Here is a 17,531-nt window from a genome sequence, read left to right as displayed (position 1 = left end):
GATATATACCAACGAATCATGTAAAACGCCACCTAATCACTGTAAATATGAACAGTTATGATTGATAATGCAACCCAGCAAACCCGCATGAAGTCTGGCACCGCCCGCCCTGAGCTGGATAGAACGTTTTCTGTGGCCCCTATGATGGATTGGACCACACGAGATTACCGAGCATTCGCACGTACTCTGACCCGTCAGGCACTGCTATATACCGAGATGGTGACGACGGGGGCCATTTTGCATGGCTCACCGCGTGAGCGTTTTCTGGGCTACAGCGAGGTTGAGCACCCGATTGCTCTGCAGTTGGGGGTAGCGATGCCGGTGAGCTGGCGGAATGCGCGGCGATTGCCGAAGCCTGGGGCTATGACGAGGTTAACCTGAATGTGGGTTGCCCCAGCGATCGGGTGCAGAACAACCTAATTGGCGCCTGCCTGATGGGCCACCCTGAAAAGGTCGCGGCGGCGGTCAAGGCTATGCAGGCGGCAGTGTCCATTCCGATCACGGTGAAATGTCGTATCGGCATTGATGATCAGGACGAGGATGCTGACCTCGAGAACTTTATTCACCAGGTGGCAGATGCGGGTTGCGATACCTTCATCGTGCATGCCCGCAAGGCCTGGCTGCAGGGGCTTTCACCCAAGCAGAACCGTGATGTGCCGCCGCTGAACTACCCACGCGTCCAGCGTTTGAAGCAACGCCACCCTGAGCTGCATATTGGCATCAATGGCGGCATCAAGACGCTTGATGCCTGTCAGGCCCAGCTTGCCCATGTTGATAGCGTCATGGTCGGCAGAGGGCCTATCAGAACCCCTGGCTGCTAGCCAAGGTCGATAGCGCTTTTTATGGCCAACCAGACCCGGCCAGCAGCCGTCTGGCTGCGGCTGAGGCGTTTCGTCCTTATATCCAGGCGCGCCTGGATGAAGGCGCCAAGCTGAATCACATTACCCGCCACCTGCTGGGGCTGTTTCAGGGCTGCCCCGGCGGGCGTCGCTTCCGTCGCCACCTGTCTGAACATGCCCACCAGGAGGGCGCCGGTTTACGCATCTTTGATGACGCCCTGAGCCTGGTACGTGAGCCAGAAGAAGTGGCTGAGCCTGCATCAGTAGAGTGAATCCGGCGGTGGCTCCAGCGAAGAGTTGAACGACTCTATCGCGGTTTCAGCCTCTTCGATGGCATCAAAACGGGCAATATGAAACAGCGCCTCACCCTCGTTGGCCAACGGCAAGCGGCTCATGCCGATCACAATGCCGTCTGCCACGGCGCGCACTTCGTCTTCGTCGTTACCAAAGGGGTCGGCTACTTTGCCCAGTACTTCTCCTTTCGCCACCCGGGCGCCCAGGCGCACCTTGGGGCGCAGGATGCCGTCAATCGGTGCCCGCGCCCAGCTTGAACCATTGGCAAGCTCAGCAGGCGAAGGACGCCGACGGCGCTGCTCGCCTGTCAGCATGCCCAGGCGGCGCATGACTCTCAACACTCCTCTTACCCCGGGGGCAATGGCCCATTCATCAAAGCGCAGCGCCTCACCCGCTTCATAGGTCAACACGGGAATTCCCCGATTCTGGGCGTAATGGCGCAGGCTGCCCTCGCGCAGTTCCGCATTCAGAATCACCGGCGCCCCAAAGGCATCGGCCATTTGCTGGGTTTCACTGCCGGTACTTAACTGGGCACGAATCTGCGGCAGGTTGGTGCGGTGAATGGCACCGGTGTGCAAATCAATGATGTGGAGCGCAATCGACAATCTCTTCCCTGAGCAAGGCGGCAATTCGCCCACCTAGAGAGCCAGACTCGCTGCCTGGAAAACAGCGGTTAAGATCACGACGGTCAGGCAGGTAACGGGTTTGCTGTAAAAAGCCGAAGACGTTGACCACGGGAACCGCAATCAGGGTGCCCCGCAGGCTGTTGATGGCCTTGGAACGCAGCAAACGACGCACAATTTCCACGCCATTGATTTCATCGCCATGAATGCCCCCGCACACCAGCAATACTGGGCCGTCCTTGCGGCCATGAACCACTTCAACCGGCATATGCAGTTGAGTGTGGGTATACAGCCGGGCAAGGGGAAGGTCGATTTCCAACCGCTGCCCAGGCTGCACCGACTTACCGGCTAATGTAAAAGCTGCTCTTGCCATATCAGATCTGCCTTGACGATGAAAACAGTGTTTTATTTATACTACACCTGAAGAGCTGCCTGGCGAAGAAAATGAACGTTCCCCCAGCGGGTAAAACCCTGATGAGTCAGTTAAAATAGTGACCGATCTCATCATGGATATTGGCTTTATGGTACGCAAAACAAAAGAGGAGGCTGCCGCAACACGTGAGATGTTGCTGGATGCTGCCGAAGACATGTTCATTGAGCACGGAGTGGCCCGTACGTCTCTGGAGCAGATCGCTCGCCACGCAGGCATGACTCGAGGAGCTGTCTACTGGCACTTCAAGAACAAGGCCGACCTGTTCAACGCCATGCTAGAACGTGTACGCCTGCCCTTTCAGGGGCTGGTAGAAGAACTTGATGATCCTGAACTGGCCAAAAAGCCTTTGGAAGCCATTCGTCTGGCGTGTCTTAACGGCTTTAAGCGTCTGGAGCAGCCGCGCTATCGGCGCGTACATACCATCCTCATTCATCACTGCGAAACCTTTGGCGATATTGATCCTATCAGTATGCAGAACGAAATGGCTGAAGAGGCCTGTGGCGCTCTGGTCGACTATTTCCGCTGCGCCGCCAACTACCAGCAGTTGCGCGAGGGCCTTGCCCCGGAGATCGCCGCCGATATCATGAACGCCATGCTTAGCGGCCTCTTCCATCATTGGCTGCGTAACCATGAATCCTTCTCGATTTATCAGCAAGGCTCACGCCTGATGGAAACCCAGCTTAAGCTCATGCAGCCTGCCGAAACATAAAACCCCCATCAGATAGCAAAACACCGGCTCAAAGGCCGGTGTTTGCGTTCTTCAGGTCTCTTAGGGAGAGACCGGCATATCACTTACGCCTGAGATGCTTTTCCACTTCCCTGGCGCTTGTCGTTGAACCACTGCGCAACGCTTGCAATCATGGCGTAGAAACTGGGAATGAACATACTGCCCAGAATCGCCACTGTCCCCATGCCCACCGCCACCGTGGTACCGATATGGTGACTGCTGACATCACTGGCGCCGGTAGCAAGCGCCAGCGGCAAGGTGCCGAAGATGAACGCCAGAGACGTCATGACAATCGGGCGGAAACGCAGTTCTGCTGCACTCACCGCTGCTTCGCGAATGGTCTTACCCAGCTCTTTACGCTGCAGCTCGGCAAATTCAACAATCAGGATGGCATTTTTGGCTGCCAGCCCAACGACCACCAATATACCGATTTCCACGTAAACACTGATATCCAGACCCCGCAACACAATACCGCCCACACTACCCAGGAAGGCAAAAGGAGTGGCCGTTAATACTGCCAAGGGCAGCGACCAGCTTTCGTACTGGGCGGCAAGGATCAGGAACACCATAATCAGGCCAAAGATGATTGCCATAGCGGCAGTGTTGCCCAGCTCACTTTCCTGATAGGCGGTACCTGTCCAACCCATGCCCCACTCGTTGCCTAGAGTCTCGCGAACCACTTCTTCCATGGCCTCAATAGCCTGGGTAGAGCTATACCCTTCCGCTGGGCCGCCCTGAAACTGAGCACCCAGATAAACACCAAAGCGCGACACCACCGAGGGCTTGGCCTGGCGCTCCAGGGTGACAAACTCCGACAGCGGAATCCGCTCACCACTACCTCCACGCACATAGACATGGCTCAGGTCATCTGGCGTTTTACGGTATTCATCTTCGTTTTGCAGATACACCTGGAAGTTGCGGTTCTGATAGCTGAAAAAGTTGACAAAACCATTGCCAAAGGTATTCGACAGGGTGGCGTTAAGATCCCGCAATGAAACGCCGTAACTCAGCGCCTTCTGCTGATCAATTTCAGCCCGGTAGCCCGGCACATTAACGTTGAAGGTCGTAAACACACGGTTAAGCGCTGGATGCTGGTTAGCGGCCTGCATAACTTTCATGGAGGCGTTAAATAGCTCCTGGGAATTTGCGCCACCGAAGGACTGCAGATATCCCGTAAAACCTCCTGTGGTAGAAAGCCCCATGATGGGTGGCACATTGAAGGCCATCGCCGAGCCGCCAGGAATCTGGGCACCTAGCTGCATGATCCTGCCTACGAGCCCCTCCGCGGTTAACGAACGCTCCTCCCATGGGTCAAGATTGATAAACATGATACCGCGAGCGGTGTTCACCGCACTGGAAAGGATGTCATAGCCCGCCACCGCAGAGGAATAACGCACGCCGTCAATGGCTTCGATCTGGCTACTCAGCTCATCCATATAGGATTGCGTACGCTCAAGGGATGCTGAATCCGGCAGCTGCACTGCCGCCAGCACAACCCCTGATCAGTTTCTGGCACCAATGACGTTGGCGTGGTCTGGTAAAGCCACCAGGAGCCGCCTACCACCAGCCCGGTCAACAACAGCGCCAGCCCCCAAAAGCGCACCAACACCTTAACAATGGCCATATAGCCTGCAGTAAGCGCTGCGAACAGGCGGTCAAACAAGCGCAGCGGCAAGCCCAGCGAATGCATGACCTTTGATTCACTCTTGGGCTTGTGCTTGATGAAAATTGCCGAAAGTGCTGGCGTAAATGTCAGCGCCATTAGCGCAGAGAACGCAACCGAAATAGCCACTGTCAGGGCGAACTGTTGGTAGATCTGCCCGGTAAAACCGCCCAAAAACGCCACCGGCACAAAAACCGCCGCCATGATCAGGGAGGTCGCGATGACAGGCCCCCGACCTCTTTCATGGCGCGGATTGTCGCCTGCATAACGGTGATATCTTCATCTTCGCTCAGTACCCGCTCAACGTTTTCCACCACGAGAATCGCATCGTCCACCACGATACCGATGGATAGCACAAGAGCAAACAGCGTCAACAAGTTGATCGAGAAACCGAATAGGTAGAAACCAGCAAAGGTCGCCAATACCGCCACCGGCACCACCGACATGGCAATTACAGTAAAACGCCAGTTCTGCAGGAAGATAAACAGGATAACGCCAACAATCAGGAAGGCTTCAATAAAGACCTTAACAACCGTATTGACAGAGGCGTCGATAAACAGGGTGGTATCGTAGGGCACTACATAATCAAGCCCCGGCGGAAAGCGCTCTTTTAGTTCCACCATGGTATTACGTACTGCCTCAGCGGTTTCCAGCGCATTAGCACCCGGCTGCTGGTTGATGATGATCGGCGTCATACCCGCGCCATTCAACTTGGCATTGACCCCGTAGAAGGAAGCCCCCAGCTCAATGCGCGCCACATCATCAAGGCGTAATGCTGAACCGTCTGGGTTGGTACGCAAGAAAATATTGCGGAAGTCATCCACATTATTAAGACGCCCACCGGCAGTAATCGTATAGGTAAAGGCGCGCGGCTCGCTTTGCGGCGTTGCCGCCAGACTACCAGCCGGGACTTCTGTGTTCTGGGCGCGAATGGCACTGGCCACTTCTGTCGGTGTCAGATCGTATTGCGCCAGCTTATTGGGGTCCATCCAGATGCGCATGGCAAACTCACCGCCACCCAGCACTTCGGCTTCCCCACACCAGACACCTGACGCAGCTCATCCAGAATGTTCAAGGTCGCGTAGTTCTGCATGAAAATGCGGCTGTAGTCGTTATCTGGCGATATCAGCGCTACCAGCATCAGAATCGAGCTGGAGCGTAACTCTACCTTAACCCCTTGAGACTGCACGGCCTCGGGAAGCCGGGAAAGTGCCCCCTGAACCCGATTATTGACGTTGATCGTATTAATATCACCAGAAGTACCGATATCAAACGCAACGTTCAGTGACATTGAACCGTTATCGGCGCTGGTTGACGTCATATAGAGCATGTCCTCAACGCCGTTGATCGCTTCTGCCAGCGGAGCCGCCACGGTTTGCGCCACCGTTTCAGCATCCGCCCCAGGGAACTGGGCGCTCACTGAGACGGTAGGCGGTACAACGTTGGGATATTGCTCAACAGGGAGTACCCGCATGCTGACCACACCGACCAGCGTCAGGATGATCGCCAGCACGGTGGCAAAGATAGGCCGGGCAATAAAGAAGTTGGAGAAACTCATGAGGCGTCATCTCCGCTCGCGTCTGCCGCGCCTTGCTGAGTTTCGCCCTGGCCTTCCTGCTGTTCTTCACTGGAGTCCATCAGGTTGGCAGCATTACCGTCAAAAGGCTGCGGGGCTATCTTGCGACCCGGTTCTATCCCAGCAGGGTCACCTACAATAACCCGCTCGCCTAACGCCAGGCCACCGTCAACTACCTGCCATGGGCCTGCCAGTTCGCCCAGCTCGATGGTGCGCGCACGGGCCGTATCATTCTCATCAAGAACAAATACTTGTGGCCCCATCAGCCCCTGGGTAATGGCAATTTCCGGCACGGCGATAACGCCATAACGCTTCAGCCCAGCAATACGTACCCGCACAAATTGCCCAGGCAATACTTGGCCATTCGGGTTGTCGACATTGGCATTGGCCTGAACCGTGCTGGTGCCCTGGCTCACCCGAGAGCCAAGGTAATCCATATGACCTTCCAGAGGCTCTGTACTACCGGGCACATCCAGCAATACCATGATATCGGCCAGCTGAGTGCCATCATTCAACTGCCGACGCAATTCAAACGCATCTCGCTGAGGCAGCTGGAAACGCACTTCCAGCGGGTCAAGCGGGGTGATGGTGGTCAACGCCGTGCCCGGCGTGACCAGATTACCTACGTTAACCTCGCTCAGGCTGATCATCCCAGCGACGGGCGCCTTTACCTCAGAATAAGCCAGGTCAATCCGCGCACGCGCCAGAGCGGCATCCGCCTGAGCCACGCTGGCTCTTGCCACCTGCATTTCAGCCAACGCCTGATCATACTGCTGACGGCTGACCGAATTCTGGCTCAGCAGCCGTTCAAAGCGCTCAGCATCGCGCTGGGCTCGGGAAAGCTCGGCACGGGCACTCTGCAGATCTGCTTCACGCTGATTGACCGTTGCCTGATAGACATCCGGCTCAATAGAATAAAGACGTTGGCCTTCTTCCACCATCTGGCCAGGCTCGAAATGGCGTTGCTGCAGAACCCCAGTGATCCTTGCTACCAGGGCAACTTCATTGTCACTGCGCAGCAATGACGAGTAGGAACGCTCAAGATCAATGTCCTGACGCTGCACCTCAGTGACTTCCACTTCATGCGGCGGCCGCTCTTGCTGGCCTCCGCCTGACTGCGCCAACACCGGTTGGGGTTGAAAGCCATTCAGCGTGATGCCTGCCCCGATCACCAGGGCTGCCAACATGCCTTGCTTCGATAATAACTTCATGGACAGTATTTCCGTTTATCCGCTGGATAGGTACATGCAGGCCATAATCATACACGCATGAATGTAAATGCCGTAGACATGAATCAGCCGTTGCGCCGAGGACGCTCTCCAATATTGGTGACACTATCAAGGTTATCTTCAGGCAAGGTAAACTCGACCCGCTCTTCTCCCAACCATTCGTTGACGTCTTCAAGCGCCGCCACGTCGAGGGTGCCGGCCTGCTGTCGCAGAATCAGCAGGTTGATTACATAGTCGTAACGGGCACTGGCATAATCAGCAATCGCGTTGTAAAGACTTTGCTCAGCATTCAGCACGTCAACGATATTACGTGTGCCCACTTCATAGCCTGCACGGGTGGCATCCAGGGCACTCTGATTGGATATGATCGCCTGCTGACGCGCCTCAATCGTTGAGACATTATTGCTCAGCTGGGTGTAACGCGAACGTATCTGCTGAACGGTTTCGCGGCGCTGGTCTTCAAAATCATACTGGCTGGATTCGAGCAGGAAGGTATTTTCCTGAATGGTCGCTTCTGTGGTGCCGCCGGTGTAAAGCGGCATACTGACCCGCAGCCCGACTTCACTGGCTGAGTTGTAGCCTGATGCTCCACTGCGGTCATTATCGGAATAGTTGTAGTTGGCAAACGCATTCAGAGTGGGGGATTCCTGCGCCTTGGCGATTTCCAGGCTACTACGCCTGAGGGCAACGCCGGCTTCGCTGGCCAGCACCAGCGGATTATTTTCCATTGCCAGTTCAACCCAATAATTGCGATCTTCCGGAGTCGGCAGGGCCACCGGCATTTCCTCACTCAGCACATCAATGCTTTCGTAACGCTGGCCGGTCAAGCGCTCCAGCGCCTCAAAGCGAACCTGGAGGTCACTATCGGCGGCAATCCGTACAGCGCGAGACTGGTCAAACGCCGCCTTGGCTTCTTCCACCTCAGTAATCGCAATCAAGCCTACTTCAAACTGCTCCCTGGCCTGCTCCAGCTGGCGGCCGATAGCGCGCTCCTGGGCACGTCGGGCATCGAGCAGCTCGTAGGCGCGCAGAATTTCAAAATACGCCGACGCCACATCAATCAGCAGCTGCTGTTCGGTGGCAGCCAGCTGAAAAAGCTGCTGATCAATCTGACGTTCAGCCTGTTCAACCTGACGACGCTTCAGGGCATCAAACAGCGCTTGGGTCGCTTCAAGGGATAGCCCGACACTGTTGACGTTGTCATCGCCACCCACGCCCGCTGTTGGCAAGCTGGTCTGGCTCTCATACTGACGGCTGTGCGAAAGGCTTCCGCTGACGCTCACCTGAGGCTTCAATGCGCCCTCGGCAGCATCGCGGGCTGCTTCAGTACTGCGTGTTACCAGGCGCGCCGATGACAATGCCGCATTGTTATTAATGGCATCCTGAGTAATGGTCAAAAGGTCAGCTGACCATGCGGGCGCTCCCCAGGCAGCAGCTACCAATGTGGGTAACAACGCACGTTTCAGCCAACGACAGCGTGGCATTGGCTGGGTGTGGGCAGAAGATCTTGGCATGTTAACGTCCTCGGTATAATCCGTCATAAGAAGTGGCGGTTGCGCAGCTGGGCTTGCCAGTGCAGGCGAGCCGGTATTGGTGAATAATATACATACATTGTCGCATGTTCATAACCACGGATCTTGGCGCCGAGTGGTTTTCCACGAATTTTGACATATCCTTACCAGAGCCTGATGTTGACCACCTGATGCGAGAAAGCGCTATGGATGCTATAAAATGCCTGAAAGTCGGCCAGCTTGATATCGTCGTGCGCATCTGGAATCCGGATGCGCCTCACAGCGTTATTGCCTGGCACGGACTGGCACGCCACGGCGGTGATTTTGAGCAACTGGCCCGTCAATTGGGGCCACAGTGGAGAGTGCTCGCACCGGACACCCCTGGCAGAGGGCTTTCTGGCTGGTCGTTTTATCCTGCAAAAGAGTATCTTTACAGTCATTACATGACAGTTGCCACCCAAGTGATGGATGCCTTTGAGCTGGAAAATGTCCCCTGGATCGGCACCTCCATGGGCGGACTTCTGGGCATGCTACTGGCCGCCGATGACGACACGGCGTCACGCGTTCGCTGCCTGGTGCTCAATGATGTCGGCCCTGCCCTTGAGCCCGAGGCGCTGACCCAGATGGCCACCTACTTCAGTACCCTAAAGCGTTTTACCACCTTTGCTGAGCTGCGTGAGGCACTCCAGAAAAATTATCAAGGGTTTGGCATCACTCGGGAACAGGAGTGGTTAAGCATGGCACACTCAAGCGCCCGCCGCCTGCCCGACGGTGCCTGGAGTTTTCACTACGACCCACGTATCGGCGAGCAGTTTATTCACGACACCCCGCGGGATACCTGGGCCGATTGGGCAAAGATCCGCTGCCCGCTGATGCTGATAAGAGGCGAGCATTCACCCTTGCTCAGCCAGGACACAGTGGCTGAAATGCGTAAGCGACAACCACAGATGGACTTTCTTGAAGCCCCAGGCTGTGGCCACGCCCCCATGCTCAACGTGCCTGCTCAGGTCGAGCCTATCCGGCAGTTTCTGGAAAAATCCGTGCCGGACGCCAGGCAACCCTGGTGGCAGGCGCTGCTGAAACGCTTGAACCCCTCTGATTAAGAGAGCTGACCATGTATAAACTGGCCTTTTTCGTTCCCATTGAAGACGCTGAAAGCGTCAAGGAAGCAGTATTCTCTACCGGCGCTGGCCGCATTGGCGACTATGAAGCCTGCTGCTTTGCAACCGCGGGCACCGGGCAGTTTCGTCCACTGACGGGTGCCCAGCCGCATATCGGCAATGTCAACCAGCTCACTCAAGTGGAAGAACTCAAGATTGAGCTGGTATGTCATGATGAGCTGATCGAATCGGCCATTGCTGCCCTGAAGCTGGCCCACCCGTATGAAACACCTGCTTACGATGTCTGGCGGCTGGCCGACCTTTAAACTCCATTATCGACTATGCCATCAGGCGCTACCGAAGTAGCGTTCGCGGTCTTCCGGGGTAATCACGCCGGTATGCAAGGGGTATAGACCTTTATGGCGGTCAGCGTAGAAGTGGCGCAGGGTGTGCTCGATGGTCGGGAAAGCCAGCGAATCCCAGGGGATTTCATCTTCTTCAAACAGCGCCACTTCCTCACTCTCCGGCCCTGCCGCAAAGCCACCTACCAGGTCAGCCTTAAAAATCATATACACCTGATTGATATGAGGAAGGTCAATCAGCGTATACAGATTGGCTAATGCCACTTCGGCACAGGCCTCTTCCCAGGTTTCGCGGGCGGCGGCCTGGGAAGTACTTTCGGCGTTTTCCATATACCCGGCGGGCAGTGTCCAATAGCCTTTGCGTGGCGCAATGGCGCGTTTGCACAACAGCACCTGAGAGCCGCTGACCGGCAAGGTGCCTGCTACAATACGAGGATTTTGGTAATGAATGGTGCCGCAGGCATCACACAGGTAGCGCGGGCGATCATCACTTTCCGGAATGGCAAAACGGACTTTCTCACCACATTGACTACAAAAGTTCATCAGCACTCTCGCTTGAAGGCAACGCATAGCGCCACTTGACGCCAACGCTCGCTGCTGGGTAAAAGAAAACACAGACTCAGGAAACCTCATGTTAGAGAAACTCAGCCAACGGCTGCAACAGCACCGCCCTCAACGCTTGAAGGAAATGAACCTCCCCAGGGCGGCGGTACTGATGCCCATCGTCGATCGTCCGCAGCCAACCCTGCTGCTGACACGGCGTGCCAGCCATATGGCCACCCACAGCGGCCAGGTGGCGTTTCCCGGTGGCAAGCAGGAGCCGCAGGACCCGGATCTTTATGCCACCGCCCTGCGCGAGGCCGAGGAAGAAATTGCCCTTCCGTCTGATCAGGTCAAGGCGCTGGGGCAGCTTTCTGATGTGATTTCCCTGCACGGTATTCAGGTCACTCCTTGGGTGGGGTTGATTCCTCCTGACTTGCCCCTCAAGGCAGACCCCAGCGAGCTCGACGCCATTTTCGAAGTCCCTATTCAACATTTTCTCGACGACCGGCGCACCCACACCGACGTCATCATCGTTGATGGCGTTGCCCACTACGTGCCAAGCTACCACGTCGATGGTTTTGTGATATGGGGGCTTTCAGCGATGATGCTGGTGGAACTGCTGGCAAAGGGTTTCGGCATGCCTATCAGCCTGTATGAGAAACCTGGCGGCTTGCTGCGCCGCCACCCTGTGCGCGGGGTCTCCGAGCGCTCAAAACCCATGGCTGACAAATAAACCCTACGGCGCTGAATTTTCATGCTATAACGCACTTTTCTGACGGATAACTGACCATTGACCATGATGTCTCCCCCTTTATCGGCCGCTTCCCTGCTTGGCCAGGCCACCATCAATCGCATTGTGGATGCTCTTGTCGAGCAGGGCTGGTTTGCAGACAGCAAGGTGTTGGACCCCGCTCTGTGCCAGCAACTGTATGCTGAAATTTGCCGTCTGGCCGAGCATGATGGCCTAAGTCAAGCGGGTATCGGGCGTGGCACAGAGCATCACCTGCGCAAGGATATTCGCGGTGACGCCATTCACTGGCTGAACCGGGAAAGCCAGGCCCAACGCACCTATCTAGCCGGTATGGCCGAGCTACAGCAGTCGCTTAATCAGGCGCTGTTCCTGGGGCTGTTCGAATATGAGGCGCATTTTGCCCACTATCCGCCAGGCGCGTTTTATCAGCGCCACCTGGACAGCTTTCGCGGGCGCGCCAACCGGGTCGTTTCCACCGTTGGTTATCTGAACCCTGAGTGGCCCGCAGACGGAGGCGGTGAGATGGTGATCTACCATCCTGACGCCTCTGATCAGGAAATGGCTCGCGTGGTGCCAGAAGCCGGCACCTTTACCTGCTTTCTGTCAGAGACCGTACCCCACGAGGTGTTGCCCACCCGCCTACCCAGAACCAGTATCGCCGGCTGGTTCCGGCGTAACGCATCTCTGGGCAGAGTGCTCGACCCTGCGAGTTGACGCGATGCAGCAGACCACCGAACAACAGCTCAGAGCACGCATTGCTGAGCTTGAAATACACAATCAACAGTTGCACGAAGATAAGCAGCATTACCAGTGGCTGGCAGAAAGCACCACCGACCTGATCTCCCGGCATGCCCGGGACGGTACCTTCCTGTATGCGTCCAATGCCGCTCGGGATCTATTGGGCTATGAGCCAGATGAGCTCATTGGCGTTTCCGCCTATCAACTGTTTCACCCTGCGGATTTGAGCGACCTGCTGAACAAGTCACCACGGGTGTACTACCATGCCGGATTTTATCAGCAGACTTATCGCTTTCGTGCCAAAAGCGGCCATTATGTCTGGTTTGAAACCACCAGCCGCACCCGCCGCGACCCTGCCACTGGCGAGTTGATCGATATACTCTGTGTTTCCCGGGATGTGGGGCGGCGTATCCAAGTAGAAGCCCATCGCGAGCGCCTGGCTCAGGTGGTGGAATCCACCTCTGACTACGTGCTCTTTGTGGCTGAAGATGGTTCCATTTTCAGCGCCAACGAAGCCGCACGGCGACGCTTTAACCTGCCTCGCTCCACCCAAGCTGTTCCGCTGAGCCAGGTTTACAGCGATGCCTCGCTCAGTCTGCTCAACAAAGTGGTGTTTCCCGCTGTGGCCCGCTACGGCTCCTGGAGCGGCGAGCTGGAGATGCGCGGCCATGATGGGCTGATCCCGGTCATCAGCGTCGTTCAGGCCCATCGTGGCAGAGGGGCTGAACCCGGTCATCATTCGTTGCTGAATCACGATATCCGTCTTCGCAAGCACGCTGAAGCCCAGGCGCGCCGCCATCAGGAACAGATTGCCCATGCCAACCGGCTGGCAACCCTGGGCGAGCTGACCTCTAATATTGCCCACGAGCTCAATCAGCCACTCGGCGCCATCGCCAATTACGCCAACGGCGCCCTGCTCACCCTACAGGCTAACCCTGAGCTGCCTGCTCAAAAACTGGCGCATCCACTTACCCAGATTGATCATCAAGTTCAGCGCCTCGCTGAACGTTTGCGCCATATCCGGCGCTTTATTCGCACCGGTGGCACCCAATCTCGCCGAGTGGAGCTTTTTGGCGTGATTGAAGCCGCCTGGCAGCTTTGTCAATGGCGCTACCAGCAAGCCAACCTGGATATCAGACAGTCACATTCTGCTACTAATATATACGTTATGGCCGACCCGGTGGCGCTCGAGCAGGTATTCGTCAATCTTTTATTAAACGCACTGGAAGCCAGCCGCCAACAGCCCAACGCACGCCATGTCCACCTCAGTGTTGAAGAAAATACTCGAAACACTCTGATCGTACATGTGGATGACCAGGGCCCCGGCGTGCCTGATGAGCAACAGGCCGAGGTGTTTAACGCCTTTCACTCTACTCGTGCCGAAGGCTTGGGGTTAGGGCTGGCCATCAGCCGCTCCCTGATGGAAGCCATGGGCGGCGCACTCAGCGTAAGCCATAGCCCGCTATTTAGCGGCGCGCGCTTTAGCGCTAGACTACGCTGCGCTTGAGTCCATATAGAAAAATACGTGACGGGAAAAGACCTTGATGGATACCTCATGTCAGGAAAATACAGGCAAGCGTAATAGCACTACTCATGACATTGCCATTGTTGATGACGATCAAGCGCTGCGCGAATCGCTCGTCTGGCTATTGGATTCAGTAGGACTGGAAGCCGCTGCCTTTGTTGATGGCGACAGCTTTCTGGCCAGCCCGCACAACTGGAAGGTGGTGCTGCTCGATGTGCGCATGCCCGGCCTCAGCGGCCTGCAGGTACAACAGCAACTGGCTGACAGGGAAGCGAGTGCTGCAGTGATCATGATGACAGGCCACGGGGATGTTCCCATGGCCACGCAAGCACTCAAGAATGGCGCCTTTGATTTTATCGAAAAACCTTTCAATCATCAGCAGTTGATCGATAGCCTTCAGGAAGCCTTGGCCCAGACGAACCAGCGCCATCAAAGCAATCTGCAGCACCATGAACTGAATCAGCGATTTGCCGCATTGCGCCCCAAGGAGCAGCAGATCATCACCCTTGTCGCTCAAGGGATGACCAGCCGTGAGATTGCCGAAAAAATGGCCATCAGCGCCAAAACAGTGGAAGTCTATCGACAGCGAGCCATGAAAGCCCTTGGCGCTAACAATCTGGCTGAGCTTGTCAGGCAAGCCGTTGCCTTGGGGCTGGTCTCTGCTCTACCCGAAGCTTGAGCCATCCAACAAGGCTCAGATTAAAGGCACAATATCTCCGTTGGAACGTTCCAGCGTTTGACTGAAACGCTCAAAATCAACGACTTGCTCGTTAGCCTGCTGCTGATTGAGTGCACTCAACATCCCCAGCAGGGTATTCATACCGTTTTCCTGCTCGCCCAGCGCTGCAAAGGCTTGTAGATGAGGCACCCCCTGATTATCAAAACCCAGCTTAATCGGCGCATCAATGATGTTGACTGGTGTACCCTCTGGCACACGCCCGAAAATTGATTCGATATCTTCCGGGAACATGCGGATACAGCCACGGCTGGCACGCATGCCAATGCCATCCGGCTGGTTGGTGCCGTGAATCAGGTAACCTGGAATATCGAGCAGAATGGCGTATTCGCCCAGCGGGTTATCCGGGCCGGGTGGCACCACACTCGGCGGCGGCTCACCCTGGGCAGCGGCTTCTTCACGCATGGATTCCGGTGGATACCAGGCCGGGTCTTTCAGGCGCATGGTCGTTTCCGTCATTCCCAGTGGGGTATTGTAGCCATCGCGGCCAACCCCGATGGGGTAGGTTTCCACTCTTGCCGTTTCGCCTTCAGCCGGCTCAGGGTAGTAATAAAGGCGCAGCTCGGCCAGATTGATCACAATCCCTTTACGCTCAGCGTCGGGCAGAATATGGCGCCCCGGTATCACCACTTCAGTGTCCTCGCCAGGCACCCAGATACTTACCTCAGGGTTGGCACGGATAATTTCTTCATAACCCACGTTATGGTCACGGGCGATATCAATCAACGTATCTTCATATTCAGCGTTCACGCGGTAAGTCTCACCCACCATATTGCCGACTTCTGGCAGCGGATAGTGACCTTTGGGCCATTCAGACTCTTCCGCCTGAGCAGCCAGCGCAAAACACCAGGAGGCCAGCGTCGCCGCCCCCGCCTTGCCAACTCTGCTGGAACAGACACAGCACCCGCTCTTTTTCAGCACACGGATCAGCACATTAACTAGCGGTAGCACAGACTGCAAAAAGTATTTACCAATGGGGGCATAGCCGTTCCTTCAATAAATCATCTGAGAGCATCTTAACAAAGCATCGACAAAAACATTTAACGTTAGTTGCTTGTGTCAGATAAAAATGCAGGGTCATTGGGGAAACAGCGGACTACGTGGCTCGATAACCTCTTCGCCGTTTCGTATCGCGGCATCATCCAATATTTCAAATGTTTCTTCCTGATTATTGCTAACACCCGTTTGTGGTTCCTCCGCCTGACGCAAGGCATCTAGTTCGCGCTGCCCACGCTGTTCAATCGCTTCACTCAGATCGATATTGATTTCCACCCGGCGATTCTGCGCACGCCCTTCTGGCGTATCGTTTGATGCGCGCGGCTCAGTATCCGCAAAGCCCTGCACCAGAATGCGTTCTGGGCTCAGCTCATCATCGGTCAACAGCACATTGGCCACTGACGCTGCGCGCATTGCCGATAGATCCCAGTTGCTTTCAAACCGAGCCGTGCGAATAGGTACATTATCGGTATGACCTTCAATCGCCACCGTACCCGGCAGACCAGCGAAGATAGCGGCCATATCTGCTAGCAGTGTGGCAAAAGACATGGTCACGTTGGAGGAGCCCGACATAAAGCTGCCGCGCTCCTCAATCCGGATCACCACGCGAAAGCCATCCACTTCTACCTGAGTCACTTCGCTATTGCCCGTTTCATCAAGTAGAGCACGAATTTCTTCGGCCAGCTCACGGGTTTGCTGACGGCGCTGCTGTTCGAGTATCTGTCGCATCGACTCCAGCTGGGATTGCTCTTCCATGGTGCGCTGGCGAATCTCATCAAGGAGGGTGCGGTCAGGCACGGCAGGCGAAAACTTATCCAGTGCGGCACTGGTGCCTTTCGGAATCTGCATGGCTTCAATATCCCGCTGAACGCCAAACGCCTTTGAAAGCTCACCGGCAATACGCCGAAACTTATCGGCGTCAATTTCAGCAAACGACAGCAGCAGCACGAAAAACATAGCAGCAGGCTCATCAGGTCAGCGTAAGTGACCATCCACTGCGGGATATTGGATGTCTTTTTTTACTCATGGATCACGCTGAATCGCCCGCTTCATTACCAGTGCCGCCACCCTCATCGCGCTGACGGTGCTCAGGCGGCAGATAGATCGTCAACATCTGCTCCAGCACCCGCGGATTCTTATCGCCTTTAATCGCCAGCACCGCATCTATCCACAGCTGCTGCATCTTGGCTTCCTGGTTCATCCGCAGCCAGAGTTTGTCAGCAATCGGGCTGGCGATCATGCTGGCAATCATGGCGCCATAAAGCGTTGTCAGTAGCGCTACGGCCATGGCCGGGCCGATCATCGCGGGGTCATCCATATTGGCCAGCATCTGCACCAACCCCACCAGAGTACCGATCATCCCCATCGACGGCGCCACTTCTGCAAAGGCAGAAAACACCTGCCCGCCAGCTTCATTGCGTTCCAGGGTCAGAAGCCGCTCCTTGCCAAGCATGTCCTGGATCATTTCTGCACTGAAACCATCCGCCAGCATCTGTAACCCCTGAGCCAGAAACGGTGAGCTAACCTCTTGGCTTTCAAGAACCAGAAGCCCCTGCTTGCGCGACAGCTTGGAAAGCTCTACCAGCTCATCAATGCTTTCCTGGGTGCTGGGCAGCTTGAACTTGAACGCACGTGCAGCTGCTTTAAGGGCAAATTTGAACTGGGTCAGGGTAAACTTGGCCATAACGACAAAGGTTGTGCCACCTACCACTAACAACAGCCCCGTCGGGTTCATGAACACTTCAGGAGAAGTGCCTAGGATGACGGCCATACTGACGAGAACAGCTGCCCCGAGTAGCCCGATTAACGTCGCAAGATCCACAGTAGCTCCTGGGAAATGTAAAAAACTGAAACATTATGCAGAAAGCTGACCATAGAGCCAAGC

The 17,531-nt window shown here is 55.8% G+C and carries 13 protein-coding genes and 3 pseudogenes; 8 read left to right on the top strand and 8 right to left on the bottom strand.

What is annotated here, in order from left to right:
• Positions 1 to 57: 57 nt before the first annotated feature.
• A pseudogene (gene dusA / locus HLB35_RS01590) lies at positions 58 to 1,111 on the top strand (tRNA dihydrouridine(20/20a) synthase DusA).
• Here the strand turns inward: dusA and HLB35_RS01585 are convergent.
• Positions 1,100 to 2,129 (bottom strand): annotated as a pseudogene (locus HLB35_RS01585) (succinylglutamate desuccinylase/aspartoacylase family protein). The pseudogenes dusA and HLB35_RS01585 overlap by 12 nt on opposite strands.
• A gap of 148 nt (positions 2,130 to 2,277) precedes the next feature.
• Between HLB35_RS01585 and HLB35_RS01580 the strand changes: the two are divergent.
• A complete protein-coding gene (locus tag HLB35_RS01580) occupies positions 2,278 to 2,898 on the top strand; it encodes a TetR family transcriptional regulator (RefSeq protein WP_171701252.1) in 621 nt (206 codons plus the stop codon).
• Positions 2,899 to 2,981: 83 nt separating this feature from the next.
• On the opposite strand, the pseudogene HLB35_RS01575 reads toward HLB35_RS01580, so the two are convergent.
• The 3 genes and pseudogenes from HLB35_RS01575 to HLB35_RS01565 form a co-directional block, all read right to left on the bottom strand.
• Positions 2,982 to 6,137: pseudogene (locus tag HLB35_RS01575) on the bottom strand (efflux RND transporter permease subunit).
• On the bottom strand, positions 6,134 to 7,366 hold the full coding sequence (locus HLB35_RS01570) for an efflux RND transporter periplasmic adaptor subunit (RefSeq protein WP_171701251.1): 1,233 nt from the start codon (positions 7,364 to 7,366) through the stop codon (positions 6,134 to 6,136). Before HLB35_RS01570 ends, HLB35_RS01575 begins: the two are co-directional and overlap by 4 nt.
• Positions 7,367 to 7,449: 83 nt before the next feature.
• Positions 7,450 to 8,898, bottom strand: coding sequence for a TolC family outer membrane protein (locus HLB35_RS01565; protein WP_235936936.1), 1,449 nt, complete (start codon positions 8,896 to 8,898; stop codon positions 7,450 to 7,452).
• A 203-nt stretch (positions 8,899 to 9,101) separates the two neighbouring features.
• Between HLB35_RS01565 and HLB35_RS01560 the strand changes: the two genes are divergently transcribed.
• Both HLB35_RS01560 and HLB35_RS01555 read left to right on the top strand, forming a co-directional pair.
• The gene (locus HLB35_RS01560; protein WP_171701250.1) at positions 9,102 to 9,998 is read left to right on the top strand and encodes an alpha/beta fold hydrolase; all 897 of its coding nucleotides are present in this window, start codon (positions 9,102 to 9,104) and stop codon (positions 9,996 to 9,998) included.
• An 11-nt stretch (positions 9,999 to 10,009) separates the two neighbouring features.
• Positions 10,010 to 10,321, top strand: a complete 312-nt coding sequence (locus tag HLB35_RS01555; protein ID WP_171701249.1) for a YqfO family protein — start codon at positions 10,010 to 10,012, stop codon at positions 10,319 to 10,321.
• A gap of 21 nt (positions 10,322 to 10,342) precedes the next feature.
• On the opposite strand, the gene HLB35_RS01550 is transcribed toward HLB35_RS01555, so the two are convergent.
• Positions 10,343 to 10,900, bottom strand: coding sequence for an NUDIX hydrolase (locus HLB35_RS01550; RefSeq protein WP_171701248.1), 558 nt, complete (start codon positions 10,898 to 10,900; stop codon positions 10,343 to 10,345).
• Between the two features lie 88 nt (positions 10,901 to 10,988).
• Here HLB35_RS01550 and HLB35_RS01545 point away from each other — a divergent pair, with 88 nt between their 5' ends.
• The 4 genes from HLB35_RS01545 (at position 10,989) to HLB35_RS01530 (ending at position 14,593) form a co-directional block, all read left to right on the top strand.
• Positions 10,989 to 11,633, top strand: a complete 645-nt coding sequence (locus HLB35_RS01545) for a CoA pyrophosphatase (RefSeq protein ID WP_171701247.1) — start codon at positions 10,989 to 10,991, stop codon at positions 11,631 to 11,633.
• 63 nt (positions 11,634 to 11,696) lie between these two features.
• The gene (locus HLB35_RS01540; protein ID WP_422822416.1) at positions 11,697 to 12,365 is read left to right on the top strand and encodes a 2OG-Fe(II) oxygenase; all 669 of its coding nucleotides are present in this window, start codon (positions 11,697 to 11,699) and stop codon (positions 12,363 to 12,365) included.
• 4 nt (positions 12,366 to 12,369) lie between these two features.
• Entirely contained in the window at positions 12,370 to 13,896 is a 1,527-nt protein-coding gene (locus HLB35_RS01535) for a PAS domain-containing sensor histidine kinase (RefSeq protein ID WP_171701246.1), read from the top strand.
• 37 nt (positions 13,897 to 13,933) lie between these two features.
• The gene (locus HLB35_RS01530; protein ID WP_171701245.1) at positions 13,934 to 14,593 is read left to right on the top strand and encodes a response regulator transcription factor; all 660 of its coding nucleotides are present in this window, start codon (positions 13,934 to 13,936) and stop codon (positions 14,591 to 14,593) included.
• Positions 14,594 to 14,608: 15 nt separating this feature from the next.
• On the opposite strand, the gene HLB35_RS01525 is transcribed toward HLB35_RS01530, so the two are convergent.
• The 3 genes from HLB35_RS01525 to HLB35_RS01515 all read right to left on the bottom strand — a co-directional run bounded on the left by HLB35_RS01525 (position 14,609) and on the right by HLB35_RS01515 (position 17,468).
• Positions 14,609 to 15,508 (bottom strand): L,D-transpeptidase family protein, encoded by a 900-nt coding sequence (locus HLB35_RS01525; protein ID WP_422822415.1) that lies wholly within the window; start codon positions 15,506 to 15,508, stop codon positions 14,609 to 14,611.
• 219 nt (positions 15,509 to 15,727) lie between these two features.
• On the bottom strand, positions 15,728 to 16,603 hold the full coding sequence (locus tag HLB35_RS01520; protein ID WP_235936935.1) for an OmpA family protein: 876 nt from the start codon (positions 16,601 to 16,603) through the stop codon (positions 15,728 to 15,730).
• 73 nt (positions 16,604 to 16,676) lie between these two features.
• The gene (locus HLB35_RS01515) at positions 16,677 to 17,468 is read right to left on the bottom strand and encodes a MotA/TolQ/ExbB proton channel family protein (protein ID WP_171701244.1); all 792 of its coding nucleotides are present in this window, start codon (positions 17,466 to 17,468) and stop codon (positions 16,677 to 16,679) included.
• Positions 17,469 to 17,531: the final 63 nt, after the last annotated feature.

The organism is Vreelandella azerica, from assembly GCF_013112225.1.
Taxonomy (GTDB): Bacteria; Pseudomonadota; Gammaproteobacteria; order Pseudomonadales; family Halomonadaceae; genus Vreelandella; species Vreelandella azerica.
This window is presented reverse-complemented; position numbering and strand designations above follow the sequence as displayed.